The organism is Mycobacterium sp. 852002-10029_SCH5224772 (genome assembly GCF_001667315.1).
Lineage (GTDB): Bacteria > Actinomycetota > Actinomycetes > Mycobacteriales > Mycobacteriaceae > Mycobacterium.
The window spans coordinates 116,832-133,070 of sequence record NZ_LZHT01000135.1 but is presented as its reverse complement, the minus strand read 5'-3'; the positions used below and the strand labels follow the sequence as shown (position 1 = coordinate 133,070).

The 16,239-nt window shown below is 68.0% G+C and carries 17 protein-coding genes; 8 read left to right on the top strand and 9 right to left on the bottom strand.

What is annotated here, in order from left to right; translation table 11 throughout:
• Window positions 1–3: 3 nt before the first annotated feature.
• Complete coding sequence (locus A5775_RS24230) at window positions 4–1,674, bottom strand: MFS transporter (protein WP_156660837.1); 1,671 nt, start codon at window positions 1,672–1,674, stop codon at window positions 4–6.
• Window positions 1,675–1,804: 130 nt separating this feature from the next.
• On the opposite strand from A5775_RS24230, the gene A5775_RS24225 reads away from it, so the two are divergent.
• Window positions 1,805–2,725, top strand: a complete 921-nt coding sequence (locus A5775_RS24225) for a DUF3027 domain-containing protein (protein ID WP_156660836.1) — start codon at window positions 1,805–1,807, stop codon at window positions 2,723–2,725.
• Here the strand turns inward: A5775_RS24225 and A5775_RS24220 are convergent.
• Window positions 2,722–3,177, bottom strand: coding sequence for an SRPBCC family protein (locus A5775_RS24220; protein ID WP_067258407.1), 456 nt, complete (start codon window positions 3,175–3,177; stop codon window positions 2,722–2,724). The genes A5775_RS24225 and A5775_RS24220 overlap by 4 nt on opposite strands.
• Before the next feature lie 26 nt (window positions 3,178–3,203).
• Window positions 3,204–3,476, bottom strand: coding sequence for a DUF2530 domain-containing protein (locus A5775_RS24215; protein WP_067258404.1), 273 nt, complete (start codon window positions 3,474–3,476; stop codon window positions 3,204–3,206).
• A 184-nt stretch (window positions 3,477–3,660) separates the two neighbouring features.
• Between A5775_RS24215 and A5775_RS24210 the strand changes: the two genes are divergently transcribed.
• The 3 genes from A5775_RS24210 to A5775_RS24200 are packed head-to-tail and all read left to right on the top strand — an operon-like array spanning window position 3,661 to window position 5,256.
• Window positions 3,661–4,092: a MarR family transcriptional regulator gene (locus A5775_RS24210; protein WP_067258402.1), complete on the top strand. Its 432-nt coding sequence runs from the start codon at window positions 3,661–3,663 to the stop codon at window positions 4,090–4,092.
• Complete coding sequence (locus tag A5775_RS24205) at window positions 4,089–4,967, top strand: RNA methyltransferase (RefSeq protein WP_067258399.1); 879 nt, start codon at window positions 4,089–4,091, stop codon at window positions 4,965–4,967. Before A5775_RS24210 ends, A5775_RS24205 begins: the two co-directional genes overlap by 4 nt.
• Window positions 4,951–5,256 carry a DUF2537 domain-containing protein gene (locus A5775_RS24200; protein WP_067258396.1) on the top strand — a complete coding sequence of 102 codons (306 nt, stop codon included), beginning with the start codon at window positions 4,951–4,953 and terminating at the stop codon, window positions 5,254–5,256. Before A5775_RS24205 ends, A5775_RS24200 begins: the two co-directional genes overlap by 17 nt.
• Window positions 5,257–5,364: 108 nt before the next feature.
• On the opposite strand, the gene sepH is transcribed toward A5775_RS24200, so the two are convergent.
• Both sepH and serC read right to left on the bottom strand, forming a co-directional pair.
• A complete protein-coding gene (gene sepH / locus A5775_RS24195; protein WP_067258393.1) occupies window positions 5,365–6,135 on the bottom strand; it encodes a septation protein SepH in 771 nt (256 codons plus the stop codon).
• Between the two features lie 179 nt (window positions 6,136–6,314).
• Window positions 6,315–7,433, bottom strand: coding sequence for a phosphoserine transaminase (serC, locus tag A5775_RS24190; RefSeq protein ID WP_156660834.1), 1,119 nt, complete (start codon window positions 7,431–7,433; stop codon window positions 6,315–6,317).
• 246 nt (window positions 7,434–7,679) lie between these two features.
• Here serC and A5775_RS24185 point away from each other — a divergent pair, with 246 nt between their 5' ends.
• Window positions 7,680–8,705, top strand: coding sequence for a diiron oxygenase (locus A5775_RS24185; RefSeq protein WP_067258386.1), 1,026 nt, complete (start codon window positions 7,680–7,682; stop codon window positions 8,703–8,705).
• 21 nt (window positions 8,706–8,726) lie between these two features.
• Complete coding sequence (locus tag A5775_RS24180) at window positions 8,727–10,424, top strand: 4Fe-4S binding protein (RefSeq protein ID WP_067258382.1); 1,698 nt, start codon at window positions 8,727–8,729, stop codon at window positions 10,422–10,424.
• Here A5775_RS24180 and A5775_RS24175 read toward each other — a convergent pair.
• Both A5775_RS24175 and A5775_RS24170 read right to left on the bottom strand, forming a co-directional pair.
• Entirely contained in the window at window positions 10,421–10,879 is a 459-nt protein-coding gene (locus A5775_RS24175; protein WP_067258379.1) for a VOC family protein, read from the bottom strand. The genes A5775_RS24180 and A5775_RS24175 overlap by 4 nt on opposite strands.
• 132 nt (window positions 10,880–11,011) lie before the next feature.
• A complete protein-coding gene (locus A5775_RS24170) occupies window positions 11,012–12,133 on the bottom strand; it encodes a citrate synthase 2 (protein ID WP_067258374.1) in 1,122 nt (373 codons plus the stop codon).
• A gap of 72 nt (window positions 12,134–12,205) precedes the next feature.
• Here A5775_RS24170 and pdxH point away from each other — a divergent pair, with 72 nt between their 5' ends.
• Both pdxH and A5775_RS24160 read left to right on the top strand, forming a co-directional pair.
• Entirely contained in the window at window positions 12,206–12,880 is a 675-nt protein-coding gene (gene pdxH, locus A5775_RS24165) for a pyridoxamine 5'-phosphate oxidase (protein ID WP_067258371.1), read from the top strand.
• A gap of 128 nt (window positions 12,881–13,008) precedes the next feature.
• On the top strand, window positions 13,009–14,304 hold the full coding sequence (locus tag A5775_RS24160) for a citrate synthase (protein WP_067258367.1): 1,296 nt from the start codon (window positions 13,009–13,011) through the stop codon (window positions 14,302–14,304).
• Window positions 14,305–14,370: 66 nt separating this feature from the next.
• On the opposite strand, the gene A5775_RS24155 is transcribed toward A5775_RS24160, so the two are convergent.
• Entirely contained in the window at window positions 14,371–15,948 is a 1,578-nt protein-coding gene (locus A5775_RS24155) for an NAD(P)/FAD-dependent oxidoreductase (RefSeq protein ID WP_231995262.1), read from the bottom strand.
• Window positions 15,945–16,208: a DUF2630 family protein gene (locus A5775_RS24150; protein WP_067258610.1), complete on the bottom strand. Its 264-nt coding sequence runs from the start codon at window positions 16,206–16,208 to the stop codon at window positions 15,945–15,947. Before A5775_RS24150 ends, A5775_RS24155 begins: the two co-directional genes overlap by 4 nt.
• Window positions 16,209–16,239: the final 31 nt, after the last annotated feature.

Here is a 16,239-nt window from a genome sequence, read left to right as displayed (position 1 = left end):
ATTTCACTCGGCGACCACCGCCGGGTTGCCGAGACCGCGGCGCGTGCCCTCCTGCTCGACCATGATGGGCCTATTACCTCCCAGGCCGGGAATCAGCGAGTTACCGCGGAAGCTGACGAGCGTCTGCGCCAGGCCCAGGATGAGCAGGGCAGTGACCGCGGTGAAACCGACCCACAGTTCGGTGTACACCAGGACACCCACGGCGCCACCGAGGACCCAGGCCAATTGCAGCGTCGACTCCGAGCGCCCGAACCCCGATGCACGGGATTCCTCGGGCAGATCGTGCTGCAACGAGGCGTCCAGCGAGGCCTTGGCGATCGCGCTGGCCCCCGACGTCACCAGCGTGGCGATCGCGGCCAGCATCAGGTTGCCGGTCACCGAGGCCGCCAACGCGACCGCGCTCACCGCCAGCGTGCAGCGCACCACCAGTACGGCGGGCCTGCCCAGTTTCAGGCGCGCGCTGGTGAAGTTGCCGACGAAGTTGCCGATGCCGGCCGCGGCGCCGATCACCCCGAGTATGGCGATCTGCCCCCACCCGCTGGCGTCATGCGCTTTGGCGACGAATGCGGGATACAAGAACAGGAACCCCACCATGACCTTGATGGTGCAGTTGCCCCACAGCGACGTAATGATGTTGCGGCCCAACGGCTGCCGCAGCGTTGCGGTGGCCTGCTTGGGAACCTTCTTGAATTCTTCGGACCAGCTTCGGCGCAGGGGTTCGCTGTCCTGGCGGTAGCTCAACGTGGCGGGAACCTCACCGGCGGTCACCTCGACCCAGCGCGGAATCCGCATCGAGAGCAACGCGCCGGCGATCGACACCGCGATCACGACGAACAACGCCCCGGGCAGCTTGAACAGGTGGGTGCAGACGAATTCGACGCCGCCCGCGATGGCACCCCCGGCGATGGTGCCGCCCAGCAGGCCGAACATGGTCAGCCGCGAGTTGACCCGCACCAGGTCGATAGTCGGCGGCATCACCCGCGGGGTCACGGCGCTGCGCAGCACGCTGAACGACTTCGAGAACACCATCATGGCCAGCGCGCACGGATACAGCACCATCGACGGGTAGCTCCCGCTGGCGCCGTCGTAGTTCATGATCAGCACCAGCGCCAATGCCGTGCGAAGGGCGAACGACGCGGCGAGCGCGACGCGGCGGCCGTGCTGCAGCCGGTCCAGTGCCGGACCGATGAGGGGCGCGATCACCGCGAACGGCGCAATGGTGATCAACAAATACAGCGCGACCCGCCCCTTGCTCTCCCCGGTCGCCGCGGCGAAAAACAAGGTGTTGGCCAGCGCCACGGCCATCGCGGCGTCCACCGCGAAGTTGGCCACCGAGGGCCACGTCAGCGCCGTCAAACCCGACTTGTCGGCGCCGTCGGCCGTCGCGGCGCGCTGCACCATCCAGTACATGCGGGAACCCATTTCGCGGCTGCGCAGCGCCGCGGCGCGGGTGACGGTGATCCGCTCGCCGGGAGCGGGGCCGCTCGGCGGCGCGCTGCTGCTGCGTTCCGGTGCCGGCTGGTGGCCCAGCGGAGGTAGATAGCGGTTGGCGCTCGGCATCGGCGATGGGCGGCGTGTCCGGCGCTGAGCGCTGTCGCCGGCAGGATAGTTGGCCGCGCCCGGATGTTGTGCGGCAACGCCATTGGGGGCCCGGCGACCCGGCGTGGAGGCCACCCGGCCCGGATCGTCTTGCCGCCGCCCAGACACCCCCCGATTCTCCCCTATGCCGGCGACATGCGTCTGCAGGTAACGGGGCGTGGCTCGTCAACCTAGTATTGGAACCGCAATGCAGACAGAAGACAGCGTGACCAGACCCGTCGAGGGATCCTCCGTGGCGACCGCGGGCGAGTGGCCCGACGGGGTGGCGGCGGTGCTCACGGGCGCGGCAGACCAGGCCAAGGCCGCCGTTGTGGAATTCAGCGGGCCGGAGATGCTCGGTGACTACCTGGGCGTCAGTTACGAGGACCCGAACACCGCCACCCACCGGTTCCTGGCGCATCTCCCCGGTTACCAGGGGTGGCAGTGGGCCGTCGTCGTGGCCGCGTATCCCGGGGCCGATCACGCCACCGTCAGCGAAGTGGTGTTGGTCCCGGGGCCGACGGCGTTGCTGGCACCGGAATGGGTGCCGTGGGAGCAGCGGGTGCGGCCCGGCGACCTGAGCCCCGGGGACTTGTTGGCCCCCGCCTCCGACGATCCTCGGCTGGTTCCCGGCTACACCGCCAGCGGTGACCCACAGGTCGACGAGACCGCCGCCGAGATCGGGCTGGGTCGACGCTGGGTGATGAGCGGCGAGGGCCGCGCGGAGACGGCCGAACGGTGGCGCACCGGCGATTACGGTCCCGACTCGCCGATGGCGCGATCCACCAAGCGCGTGTGTCGCGACTGTGGTTTCTTCCTGCCGTTGTCGGGTTCCCTCGGGGCGATGTTCGGGGTCTGCGGCAATGAGCTGTCGGCCGACGGGCACATCGTCGACAAGCAGTACGGCTGCGGTGCGCATTCGGACACTCCGGCGCCGGCGGGCACCGGGTCACCCGCGTACGAGCCCTATGACGACGGCATGCTGGACGTCACCCAGCCGCCGGTCGAGCCGACCGCGCCAGCCGAGCCGTCGGAGTCGTCAGAAGACGAGCCGGAGTCGGTGACCGAACCGCTGGAAGCCGAGACCGAGACGCCGGAATCCGAGCAGGAGTCCCAGTCCGAGCCGCAGACCGAGACGCCGGACTAGCTTTGCTCCGCGGCGGCCTTGATGCGCGCCAATGAGGCGTTCATGCCGTCGAGCAATTCGTGCTCGAAGTTGTCGGTGCCGCCGAAGAGCGCTTTGACCGACAGGTTCGAAAACGCGGTGACACCGTTTTCGGCGTGGCGGCTCTCGATGACCCGGGTGCCCTCCCCGCTGGGTTCGAGCTCATAGCTCCAGATGGTGTTGTTGGTGTCGACGCGGAACGCGAGCTTTCGATCCGGGACGATCTCGACCACCGTGCAGGTGGTGGGCCAGAACATTCGGTTGCGGCGATTGAGGTTGAGGGTGCGGGTGCCCTGACGCACCGGGCCGAACGGCTTCATCCAACGGCACTGCGGGCTCCACTCCGGCATTCGGCGAAGATCGGAGATCAATTCCCAGACCTTGGCAACGGGTGCGTTGATGTCGACATGCGCTTGCAATAGCGGGGCTACCATCGGTCCTCCAACAGCTCAGCCAATCATTATTGTTCGAGGTAATTCTCGAGTCCGGCCTGCGCGCCGCGCGCACCGCGACGAGCCGCCGCGAGTTGCATCAAGAAGATGCTCGTGCCGAGCAACCCCACGCCCAGCCCGGCCAGCGTCACCGGGCGCCAACCGTGCAGGGAGGGCACCAGGAACGCAGCGGCCGCCGCGATGACCCACCCCAGCGCTCCGAGCGCGATGAACGGCCACGCGTGCACCAGCACCGCCGGCAGTGGCGGCGCCGCGCGGTTGTGGCGAGGTTCGGCGGACATCGCGATTAACATAGCCCGCCGCCGGTGCGGGCGCGTGGCCCACCCGAGTGCCGAAATGGGTGATCGAAAATCCCCGAGCAGACCGGGATGAGCGCGCAGCTAAGCGTTTCGATGAAATTCCGTGCGGTGTGGTGAACACCCGGTTGGTGTCCCGGTTTCTCAGCTTCCCGTGTAGCCTCGCGCCATGCCTGACAGCGATGCGCGGCTGGCCAGCGACCTGTCACTGGCTGTTATGCGGCTGGCCCGCCAACTGCGGTTCCGCAACCCGTCGTCGCCGGTGTCGCTGTCCCAGCTGTCGGCGCTGGCAATGCTGGCCAACGAAGGCCCGATGACGCCCGGAGCCCTGGCGATTCGCGAACGGGTCCGCCCGCCGTCGATGACGCGGGTGATCGCCTCGCTGGCCGAGATGGGTCTGGTGGACCGCGCGCCGCACCCCGTCGACGGCCGGCAGGTGCTCGTCTCGGTCTCCGAGTCGGGGGCGGAGCTGGTCAAGGCCAACCGTCGCGCCCGGCAGGAGTGGCTGGCCAAGCGGCTGTCGACGCTGGACGCCGACCAACGTGACATCCTGCGCAGCGCGGCCGATCTGATGTTGGCGTTGGTCGACGAAAGCCCGTGAGCGTCGGAGCCGATGCCGGCACTGTGCACGACGTCGACGACCCCGCCGACCCGAGGCTCGATGATTTCCGCGACCTGAACAGTGTCGATCGCCGTCCCGACCTGCCGTCGGGCAAAGGGCTGGTGATCGCCGAAGGCGTGCTGGTGGTGCAGCGCATGCTCGCGTCCCGGTTCCGCCCGCATGCCCTGCTGGGCACCGACCGTCGGCTCTGCGAGCTCAAAGACGACCTGGCCGGCAGCGGCGTGCCGTTCTACCGGACCTCCGCCGACGTCATGGCGCGGGTGGTCGGCTTTCACCTCAATCGCGGCGTGCTGGCGGCCGCCCGACGGGCACCGGAGCCCACCCTCGCCGAGGTGATCGACGGTGCCCGCACCGTCGCGGTGCTCGAAGGGGTCAACGACCACGAGAACCTGGGCTCGATTTTCCGCAACGCGGCAGGGCTCGGCGTCGACGCGGTGATATTCGGCAGCGGGTGCGCCGACCCCTTGTACCGGCGCGCCGTCCGGGTGTCGATGGGCCACGCGCTGCTGGTGCCGTATGCGCGAGTGACCTGTTGGCCCGCCGAGCTGATGACGTTGAAGGAGAACGGATTTCGGCTTCTGGCGATGACTCCACAGGACACGGCGTGCCCGCTGGCGGAGGCGATGACGGCCGCGCACGACGACCGGGTCGCGGTGTTGGTGGGCGCCGAGGGTCCCGGGCTCACGCCGGCCACCTTGCGGTTGAGCGATGTGCGGGTCCGCATCCCGATGTCGCGGGGGACCGATTCGCTCAACGTCGCAACCGCGGCCGCCCTGGCGTTCTACGAGCGGTCCCGGCTGGGTGACAGCGTGGGCCACGCGACGGCGAAAGGCACCGATGAACGGTCAGGCTAGGCTTCGGCTGGTGAAAGACGAGTCCGTGCCCTGGGCAACGGGTTTGACGGTGACCGCGTTCGTCGCGGCTGTCACCGCCGCGGCGATCGTGGTGCTCAGTCTGGGGTTGGTCCGCGTGCACCCGCTGCTGGCCGTCGGGCTCAACGTCGTGGCCGCCGGGGGACTGGCGCCGACCCTGTGGGGGTGGCGGCGCACCCCGGTTCTGCGCTGGTTCGTGCTGGGCGCCGGGGTCGGTGTGACGGGAGCGTGGGTCGCGCTGCTCGCCTTGGCGGCGGCGGGTCGCGCTTAGTGGTGATCGCGAGCGCGGCGTAGCCGGGCGAAGCGGGTCGCCATCATCGGTCTTAGTGGTGATCGCGAGCGCGGCGTAGCCGGGCGAAGCGGGTCGCCATCATCGGCCCTACCGCTGCCCGGCCGAGCGCACGCCGAGCAACACGTCTTCCCACGCCGGGATGACCGGCTTGCCCCGGCGGGTGTGCACAGGCTTTTCGTCCGGCTCCGGTACCGGCGCCTCCGCGACAGGCGGCTTCGCCGGCTCTTCGAAGTCCACGTGGGCCACCCGCGCCACCGGTCGCAGCGGACGCTCGAAGGTCGGATCGATCAGCGCGCTGGCCGCGTCGTCGATGGCGGTGACCGTTCCGCCGTGGGCGCCTGGAACGAAGCAGAAATGCGCGAGGTTGTCGGACCGTCCGACCTTCCACGCGAGCTGCACCGTCCAGCGGCTGTCTTCGTTGCGCCAAGCGTCCCAACTGAGCTTGTCGTGGTCGAGCCCCCGCGTCACCAAGGCGGAGCTGACGGTCTCCAGCAGGGTCAGCACGGCGGGACCGTCGGCCAGCATGGGGTGTGCGGCGGTTGCCAGCTCGGCGGCGCGGAACCGTTCCAGCAGCACGGGGTGAGCAAAGCGGCGGATCCGGGACACATCCGAGCCCGACGCCGCGGCGACCTGCTCGACGGACGCGCCGGCGCGGATCTTGGCCTGAATTTCCTTGGGGCTGAGCATATTGGTGACTTCAATCTCGAGCTGCGGTTGTTCGGGGTCCTGGGCTGCGTCGCGCAGAACGGCTCGCAGGCGGTCGTCGGCCGCCAGCGTGAACTGCTCCGCGGGATCTTCGCTCTCGCAGATGACGTATTTGCTGTCGGCATCGAGCCCAACCACTTTGAGTTCCCGCATGGCTATCTCCTCGCAGGCTCCGTGCAGGTCAGCGACGGACCCGTCACGGCGCACTTTAGTCCAGCGACCGCCCATCATCTGTGCTGACACGCTGGGCGGGCACGCGCCGATTGGCCCGGCGTTCGGTGTCTATTCGTCCGCCTCCTCGGCCGCCCGTGCCGGGCGGCGTCGGCACCGGACTAAAGCCGCTCGACCACCCAGTCGACGCACTGGGTGAGGGCGCTGACGTCGTCGGGATCCACCGCCGGGAACATCCCGACCCGCAGCTGGTTGCGGCCGAGTTTGCGGTACGGCTCGGTGTCGACGATGCCGTTTGCCCGCAGGATCTTCGCCACGGCTGCAGCGTCGACGTCGGCGACGAAGTCGATGGTGCCCACGACCTGCGAGCGCAGCGCCGGGTCGGCGACGAACGGGGTGGTGTAGGCCCGCTCTTCGGCCCACGAGTACAGCCGGCCCGAGGACTCCGCGGTGCGCTTGACGGCCCAGTCCAGCCCGCCGTTGCCCAGCATCCAGTCGACCTGCTCGGCCATCATCGCCAAGGTGCCGATCGCCGGGGTGTTGTAGGTCTGGTCCTTGAGGCTGTTCTCCACCGCGATGGGCAGCGACAGGAAGTCGGGGACCCAGCGCCCGGATGCGGCGACGGACTCGACGCGGGCCAGGGCGGCGGGGCTCATGACGGCCAGCCACAGGCCGCCGTCGCTGGCGAAGTTCTTCTGCGGCGAGAAGTAGTAGGCGTCGGTCTCGGTGATGTCGACGGGCAGGCCACCGGCACCGGACGTCGCGTCGATGACGACCAAAGCGTCACCGGATTCGGCGGGACGGCGCACCGGCACCGCGACGCCGGTCGAGGTCTCGTTGTGCGCCCAGGCGATGAGGTCCACCGAGGGATCGCTCTGCGGCTCGGGCGCGCTACCCGCATCCGACTTGATGACGACGGGATCGCCGACAAAGGGGTTCTTGGCCACCGCGGAGGCAAACTTCGAGCTGAATTCCCCGTAGGAGAGGTGCAGCGAGCGCTTGTCGATCAAACCGAACGCCGCGGCGTCCCAGAACGCCGTCGCGCCGCCGTTGCCCAGAATGACCTCGTAGCCATCCGGCACCGAGAACAGCTGGGCGAGCCCCGACCGAAGCCGGCCCACCAGATTCTTGACCGGCGCCTGCCGGTGCGAGGTTCCGAACAGCGGCGCCGCTGTCGTGGTCAGCGCCTGCAGTTGTTCGGGCCGGACCTTGGACGGGCCACACCCGAAGCGGCCGTCGCGGGGTTTGATGTCAGCGGGGATCTCGAGCTGGTCAGCCATGCTCATCAGGGTAGTGAGCCGCCCTGGCCGGGCGAGGCGGCGGGCCGACCGTGGGTGCTCGCCGCCACGGTAAAAAGCCTGCTCGGGGTGCGCCGAGCGTTTCACCCGCTGTGATCCAGGGCATACAAAATCGATGACCACTGGTCAGGTCACAGTGCGCCGGAGGGGTCTAGGAAATATCCGGTACCTCCGGTACTGTCTGGACATAGCACGTCCAAATGTAAACCTCGTTGAGGAGGCCTAGATATGGCTAGGACGCGATTGGTCCGGCGTTGGCGCCGCAACATGGAAGTGCGCGACGACGCTGACTACGTCAACATGCTTGCCACGCTGTCCGAGGGGTCGGTGCGGCGCAACTTCAACCCATACACCGACATCGATTGGGACTCACCGGAATTCGCCGTCACCGACAACGATCCGCGGTGGATTCTGCCGTCGACCGACCCGCTGGGCCGCCATCCCTGGTACCAGGCGCAGCCGGAAGAGCGTCAGATCAAGATCGGTATGTGGCGGCAGGCCAACGTGGCCAAGGTCGGCCTGCACTTCGAATCCATCCTGATCCGCGGCCTGATGAACTACACGTTCTGGGTGCCCAACGGGTCGCCCGAATACCGCTACTGCCTGCACGAGTCGGTCGAAGAGTGCAACCACACCATGATGTTCCAGGAGATGGTCAACCGGATCGGCGCCGACGTGCCGGGCATGCCGCGGATGCTCAAGTGGCTTTCGCCGCTGGTTCCGCTGGTGGCCGGGCCGTTGCCGGTGGCGTTCTTCATCGGCGTGCTCGCGGGCGAGGAACCCATTGACCACACGCAGAAAAACGTTCTGCGCGAAGGCAAAACGCTGCACCCAATCATGGAGCGGGTGATGGCGATTCACGTCGCCGAGGAAGCGCGACACATCTCCTTCGCGCACGAATTCCTGCGCAGGCGGTTGCCCGAATTGACCGCGAGGCAGCGATTTTGGACAGCACTGTATCTGCCGCTCACCATGAAGATGTTGTGCAGGGCAATTGTCGTGCCGCCCAAGGCTTTCTGGCACGAGTTCGACATCCCCCGTGAGGTCAAGAAGGAGCTGTTCTTCCGGTCGCCGGAATCGCGCAAGTGGCTCAGTGACATGTTCGGCGACGTGCGGATGCTGGCGTATGACACCGGCCTGATGGAGACGCGTTCCGCGAGGCTGATGTGGCGGCTGTGCAAGATCAACGGCAAGCCCTCGCGCTATCGCAGCGAACCGCAACGCCAGCACCTGGCCGCGGTGCCGGCCGCATAACGAGTCCGGTTTGTAGGTTTCATGCCGCACGTTATTACCCAGTCGTGCTGTAACGACGGGTCCTGTGTTTTCGCATGCCCGGTGAATTGCATCCACCCCTCACCGGACGAGCCCGGCTTCGCCACCGCGGAGATGCTCTACATCGATCCGGACGCCTGCGTGGACTGCGGTGCCTGCGTGAGCGCCTGTCCCGTCGGTGCCATCGCGCCCGACACTCAGTTGGATGCCAAGCAGCTGCCCTTCGTCGAGATCAACGCGTCGTTCTATCCGAAACGGCCCGAGGGCGAGAAGCTTCCGCCGACCTCGAAGCTGGCCCCTGTCATCCCCGCCGCCGAAGTGCGGGCCCGCCGCCGGCCGCTGACCGTGGCCATCGTCGGATCGGGGCCGGCGGCGATGTATGCCGCCGACGAACTACTCACCCAGCATGGCGTGTGCGTCAACGTCTTTGAGAAGTTGCCCACCCCGTACGGGTTGGTGCGGGCCGGGGTGGCGCCCGATCACCAGAACACCAAGAGGGTCACCCGGCTCTTCGACCGCGTCGCCGGCCATGACCGTTTCCGGTTCTACCTCAATGTCGAAATCGGCAAGCACCTCAGCCACGACGACCTGCTGGCTCACCATCACGCCGTGCTGTACGCCGTCGGCGCGCCCGACGACCGTCGCCTCGACATCGAGGGCATGGGTATGGCCGGTACGGGGACCGCGACCGAATTGGTCGCCTGGATCAACGGGCATCCTGAATTCGCCGATCTGCCAGTCGATCTCAGCCACGAGCGGGTGGTGATCATCGGCAACGGCAACGTCGCCCTCGATGTCGCCCGGATACTCACGGCGGACCCCGACGACCTGGCCCGCACCGATATCGCCGACCACGCGCTGGCGGCATTCCGCGACTCGGCGGTGCGCGAGGTGGTGATTGCCGCCCGGCGCGGCCCCGCCGAGTCGGCGTTCACGTTGCCCGAGCTGATCGGGCTCACCGGCAGCTCCGAGCTCGTGCTCAGCGCGGCCGACCACGAGCTGGTCGCGGCCGATCTCGCGGCGGCGTCGGATGCCTTGACGAAAAACAAGCTGGAAATCTTGAGCACGCTCGGCGACGCTTCGGCGCCGGCGTCACGCCCGAGGATCAGGCTGGCGTACCGGCTTACCCCAAATCGGGTGCTGGGAGAGCAGCGCGCGACCGGTGTGGAGTTCTCGGTCACCGGCACCTTGCCAAGGACGACAGCGGTGCGCCGCCTGAATACGGGTCTGGTGTTGACGTCGATCGGCTACCGCGGCAAGCCAATTCGTGATCTTCCCTATGACGAATCGTCGGCCGTGGTGCCCAACGACGGGGGGCGCGTCGTCGACCCCGTCTCCGGCGCGGCGGTGCCCGGCGCGTACGTCGCCGGCTGGATCAAGCGGGGGCCGAGCGGGTTCATCGGGACCAACAAGTCGTGCTCCTTTCAGACGGTGCAGGCCCTGGTCGCCGATTTCAACGCCGGCACGCTGACCGACTCGGCGGCCAAGCCCGAGGCGCTGACCGCCCTGGTGCACGCGCGGCAACCCGACGCCGTCGACGCGGCGGGATGGCGTGCCATCGACGCCGCCGAAATCGCGCGCGGCGGCGACGGCCGCCCCCGCAACAAGTTCACCGACGTCGCGGCGATGCTCGCGGCGGCAGGGACCGCGCAGCCGGCGCCGCCGCAGCGACGCCGGCTGCTGGACAGGCTGCTCGGCTAACCGGCGCCCTGCCCGGACATCGCCGCCGTGATCTCTTCCATGCTGACCTCGCGGACCGGCTGCCCCAATGACCAGTGGTGACCGAACGGGTCGGCGACCACGCCGTAGCGGTCACCCCAGAACTGATCCTCCAACGGCGCCACCACGCTGGCACCGGCGTCCAGCGCCCGCGCAAAGCTGGCGTCGACGTCGGTGACGGTGAGGTGGATGGTCACCGGGGTGCCACCCAGCGATGTCGGTGTCATCGACTTGCCACCGCACATCTCCGGGAAGTCGTCGTTAAGCATCACCGTGAAGCCGTTGATGCGCAGCGCGGCGTGCACCAGTTTGCCGTCCGGACGCGGCACGCGCCCTATTTCCTCGGCCCCAAAAGCCTTGACGTAGAAGTCGATTGCCGCGGCGGCATCGTCGACCACGAGGTGCGGGGACAGTGCGGGTTCGATCTTGATTGCCATGCTGGTTCTCCTTGCTGTCGGTTCCGTTGCCTGCCCGCTTAAGGCAGGTTCACGACTTATGACTGCGTCGGCGACGCAAACTCATCGCGACGGCGACCATTAAATCGCCGGGTACCGACAACCAGGGAGGCCTCAGGCGTTGGTGAGGCTGCGGTCCCAACCCTCGACGGATTCGGGACTGCGCGGAGCGGGGCCCACGTAGATGGCCGACGGCCGGACCAGCTTGCCGAGCCCCTTCTGCTCGAGGATGTGGGCGCACCAGCCCGCGGTGCGCCCACAGGTGAACATCGCCGGCATCATGGTTGCCGGCACCCGGGCGAAGTCCAGAATGACCGCGGCCCAGAACTCGACGTTGGTCTCGATGGCCCGGTCCGGGCGGCGCTCACGCAGCTCGGCGAGGGCGGCCTGCTCCAGCGCGACGGCGACCTCGTGACGCGGCGCGGCCAGCCGCTCGGCGGTGGCGCGCAGCACCCGCGCTCGCGGGTCCTCCGCCCGGTACACCCGGTGCCCGAAACCCATCAGCTTGTCGCCGCTGTCCAAGATCTTCTTGACCAGGCCGCGCGCGTCGCCGGTGCGCTCGACCTCTTCGATCATCGGCAGCACCCGCGCCGGCGCCCCGCCGTGCAGGGGGCCGCTCATCGCGCCGATCGCCCCCGACAGCGCCGCCGCCACGTCGGCGCCGGTGGAGGCGATGACGCGCGCGGTGAATGTCGAGGCGTTCATGCCGTGCTCGGCGGCCGAAACCCAGTAAGCGTCAATCGCTTCGACGTGGCGCGGATCCGGCTCGCCCTGCCAGCGCGTCATGAAACGGGCAGTGACCGTTTCACATTCGTCGATCACCCGCTGCGGTACGGCGGGCTGATAGATGCCGCGCGCGGACTGCGCGACGTAGGACAGCGCCATCACCGATGCCCGGGCCAGCTGGTTGCGGGCGGTGGCGTCGTCGGTGTCCAGCAGCGGCTTGTACCCCCAGATCGGGGCGAGCATCGCCAGACCCGCCTGCACGTCGACGCGCACGTCGCCGGTGTGGATGGGCAGCGGGAACGGTTCGGCGGGCGGCAGCCCGTGGCCGAACTTGCCGTCGACCAGGAGCGCCCACACGTCGCCGAACGTCACATGTTGACCCACCAGGTCTTCGATATCGACACCGCGATAGCGCAGTGCGCCGCCGTCTTTATCCGGTTCGGCAATCTCGGTGGTGAAGGCGACCACGCCTTCGAGGCCGGGGACAAAGTCTTCGGGGACCACAGTCATGCCGAAAATTCTCGCACCCCGCGCTCGGGCGGACGCTACCGGCCGGTAGCAACCGCCGGTAGCGTTGAGGCGATGGCAGGACCAGACCCCGAGCGCCGAAAAGAGCACCTGCACAGAATGCGTGTGGAATACGGATCGGCGGAAAAGGACGGCAGTTCAGATCTCGACGCGGACTGGCTGGACGACGGTTGGGTTTCGTTGTTGCGCAGCTGGATCGCCTACGCCGAACGGTCGGGTGTCGCCGAGCCCAACGCGATGGTCCTGGCGACCGTCACCGCCGACGGCAGGCCGGCGAGCCGCTCGGTGTTGTGCAAAGGCGTTGACGAGACCGGAATCACCTTTTTCACCAACTATGACTCAGCCAAGGGGGACGATCTGGCCGCGACGCCGTACGCATCGGCGACGTTTCCCTGGTACCAACTCGGCCGCCAGGTCCACGTCCGCGGCCCGGTGAGCAAGGTCACCGCGCAGGCCACCGAGGACTACTGGTCCAAGCGGCCGCGCGGGTCCCAACTGGGCGCCTGGGCATCGCATCAGTCGCAACCGATCGCCTCGCGGGCAGGCCTGCTCAGCCGGCTGGCGGAGGTGAGCGCGCGCTTCGCCGATCGCGAGCAGGTTCCGGTGCCGCCGAGCTGGGGTGGCTATCTCATCGCGCCGGAGGTGGTCGAGTTTTGGCAGGGGCGGGAAAACCGATTGCATAACCGCATCCGGGTCAGCGGCGATCGCGTCGAGCGCCTGCAGCCGTAGCGCGCCGACTGCTGACATGACCAGCAGACCCCACCCCGGACGGGCGCCGCGCCGCCATAACGACTACCTTCAGCTGTAAGCACCAAGTCAGGGGCAGCCATATCATCCGGAAGCGCGAAGGGGTTCTCGTGGCCGACACCGACGACACCGCCACTCTGAAGTACCCGGGCGGTGAGACCGACCTGGATATCGTCAGCGCCACCGAAGGTGCTGACGGCATCGCGCTGGGTTCGCTGTTGTCGAAGACCGGCTACACCACGTTCGACAACGGCTTCGTCAACACCGCGTCGTGCAAGAGCTCCATCACCTACATCGACGGCGACGCCGGAATCCTGCGTTACCGCGGCTACCCGATCGAGCAACTGGCCGAGAAGTCGACGTTCATCGAGGTGAGCTACCTCTTGATCTACGGCGAGCTGCCCAGCAAGCAGCAGTTGGCCGAGTTCACCAAGCGGATTCAGTTGCACACCATGCTGCACGAGGACCTGAAGCGGTTCTTCGACGGTTTTCCGCGCAACGCCCACCCGATGCCGGTGCTGTCCAGCGCCGTCAACGCGCTCTCGGCGTACTACCCGGATTCCCTCGACCCGACGGACAGCGAGCAGGTCGAGCTGTCCACGATCCGGCTGCTGGCCAAGCTGCCGACGATCGCGGCCTACGCGTACAAGAAGTCGGTCGGTCAGCCGTTCCTCTACCCGGACAACTCGCTGACGCTGGTGGAGAACTTCCTGCGCATGACGTTCGGGCTGCCCGCCGAGCCCTACAAGGCGGACCCCGAGATCATCCGGGCGCTGGACATGTTGCTCATCCTGCACGCCGACCACGAGCAGAACTGCTCGACGTCGACGGTGCGGTTGGTCGGGTCGTCGCAAGCCAATCTGTTCACCTCCGTCTCCGGCGGAATCAACGCGCTGTGGGGGCCGCTGCACGGCGGCGCCAACCAGGCGGTCCTCGAGATGCTCGAGCAGATCCGCGAAAGCGACGACAACGTCGGTGAATTCGTCCGCAAGGTGAAGAACCGCGAGGCCGGCGTCAAACTGATGGGCTTCGGCCACCGCGTCTACAAGAACTACGACCCTAGGGCCCGCATCGTCAAGGAACAGGCCGACAAGATCCTGGCCAAGCTCGGCGGCGACGACGACCTGCTCAGCATCGCCAAGGAGCTCGAAGAGGCGGCGCTGACCGACGACTACTTCGTCGAGCGCAAGCTGTACCCCAACGTCGACTTCTACACCGGCCTGATCTACCGCGCCCTCGGGTTCCCGACCCGGATGTTCACCGTGCTGTTTGCGTTGGGCCGGATGCCCGGCTGGATCGCGCACTGGCGTGAGATGCACGACGAGGGCGACAGCAAGATCGGTCGCCCGCGCCAGATCTACACCGGCTACACCGAACGCGACTACGCGACGATCGACGCGCGGTAGTCCTCTCGCCCCGCGAGCGTGCGTGTCTGTACGCCGACACGCCGCAAATGCTGTACACCCCCAACGTCAGCCCGACGCGAGCACTGCCATCGCGGCGTTGTGCCCGCCGATGCCCGACACCGCTCCGCCGCGACGGGCGCCCGAGCCGCACAACATGATTCGTTCGTGAGCGGTGGCCACACCCCATTGCCGCGCCGGGGTGTCCAGCGGGTCGTCATCGTCGGCGAACGGCCAGCACAGGCCGCCGTGGAAAATGTTGCCGCCGCTCATCCCCAAGGTGCGCTCCAGATCCGACGTGGTCGTCGTCTCGATGCACGGGCGCCCCTGCGCATCGCGCAGCAGCAGGCCTTGAATAGGTTCGGCCAGAACGGAATTCAGCGATGTCAGCACCTTGTCGGTGAGCCGGCCGCGCAGCGCGTCGGGGTCGGAGTAGCTGAACAGCGCGTGCGGGGTGTGCAGGCCGAAGACCGTCATCGTCTGGGCGCCCGAGCCGCGCAAGTCGTCTGACAGGATGCTGGGGTCGGTCAGGGAATGGCAATAGGCCTCGCACGGCAGGGGATTCGGCGTTTGCCCCGCGGCCGCCTGCGTGTAGGCCACATCCAGTTGCGTCCAGGTCTCGTTGACGTGAAACGTCCCGGCGAAGGCCTGCTCGGGCGTGACGGCGCGGTCGCGTAGCCGGGGCAACCGCCGCAGCACCATGTTCACCTTGACCTGCGAGCCGGCGGCGGCTGGCGGCGCTGCTTCGCCGAGTAGCTCCGCCAGCACCGTCGGCGTCACACCGGCGAGGACGAACCGGGCCCGGACCCGGTGCTCCTGCTGTCCGGTGCGATAACGCACCTCGCCATTCGGATCGACGGCGTAAACCTCTGCGCCGGTGAGTATTTCAGCGCCGTGGCCGACGGCGGCCGTGGCCAGGGCGGTGGTCAGCGCGCCCATCCCGCCGATCGGGACGTCCCAGTCGCCGGTGCCGCCGCCGAGCACGTGATACAAGAAGCAGACATTCTGCGTCAACGACGAATCGCCGAGGCGGGCGAAAGTGCCGATGAGCGCGTCGGTTCCCATCACCCCGCGAACCACGTCGTTGCCGACCGCGTCGGCGATGGCGTTGCCGATCGGTTCCTCGATCATGGCCCGCCAGGCGGCCGCCGCGGCGCGATCGGTCGCCACGACGCAGCGGCGGGCCTCCTCGCGGCGGCGCAGCGGTTCGAGCATTGTCGGCCACAACCGTTCGGTCACCAACCGGCAACGTTGGTAGAAGGCGGCGAAGCCGTCCGCGTCGTCGGCCGCGCCGATGGCGGCAAACGTCGCTCCGGGCGCCCCGATGAGCAGGCCGCTGCGCCCGCCGGTGGCGGGGTCGGGCGTGTACGACGAAAAGGGCCGCCGGGCCAGGCGCACCCGGGCGCCCAGGTCATCGACGATGCGGCTGGGCAGCAAGCTGACCAGGTACGAGTAACGCGAGACCCGGACCCCGACACCGTCGAAGGCGTGCGCCGAGACGGCCGCGCCGCCGATCCACTCCAGCCGTTCCAGCAGGCGTACCCGCAGGCCCGCCCGGGCCAGATAGGCCGCCGCGACGAGGCCGTTGTGCCCGCCTCCTACGACGATGACGTCTAAGCCGTCAACGCCGGCCGCGTGGTCGCTCAGCTCAGGTAACCCTCGACCTCGTCGGGCGGGCGCACCTCCGCCTCGCGCGGGTCTGCGCCGCTTTCGCGCAGTGCCCGGCGCTGCCGCAGCAGATCCCAGCACTGGTCGAGTTCGATCTCCATTCGCCGAAGGCGGTCATGTTCCTCCGACGTGTCGATGTCACCGTGTTGCAGCTGGGCGCGAAGCGCCTTTTCCTCGGCGACCAGGTCGCGGATGTGTGCCAGGGTGTCGTTGTCGGTCGGTTTGCTGCCGTTGGCCATCGCTCCAGTCTGCCCGACTCGGGAGACGGCT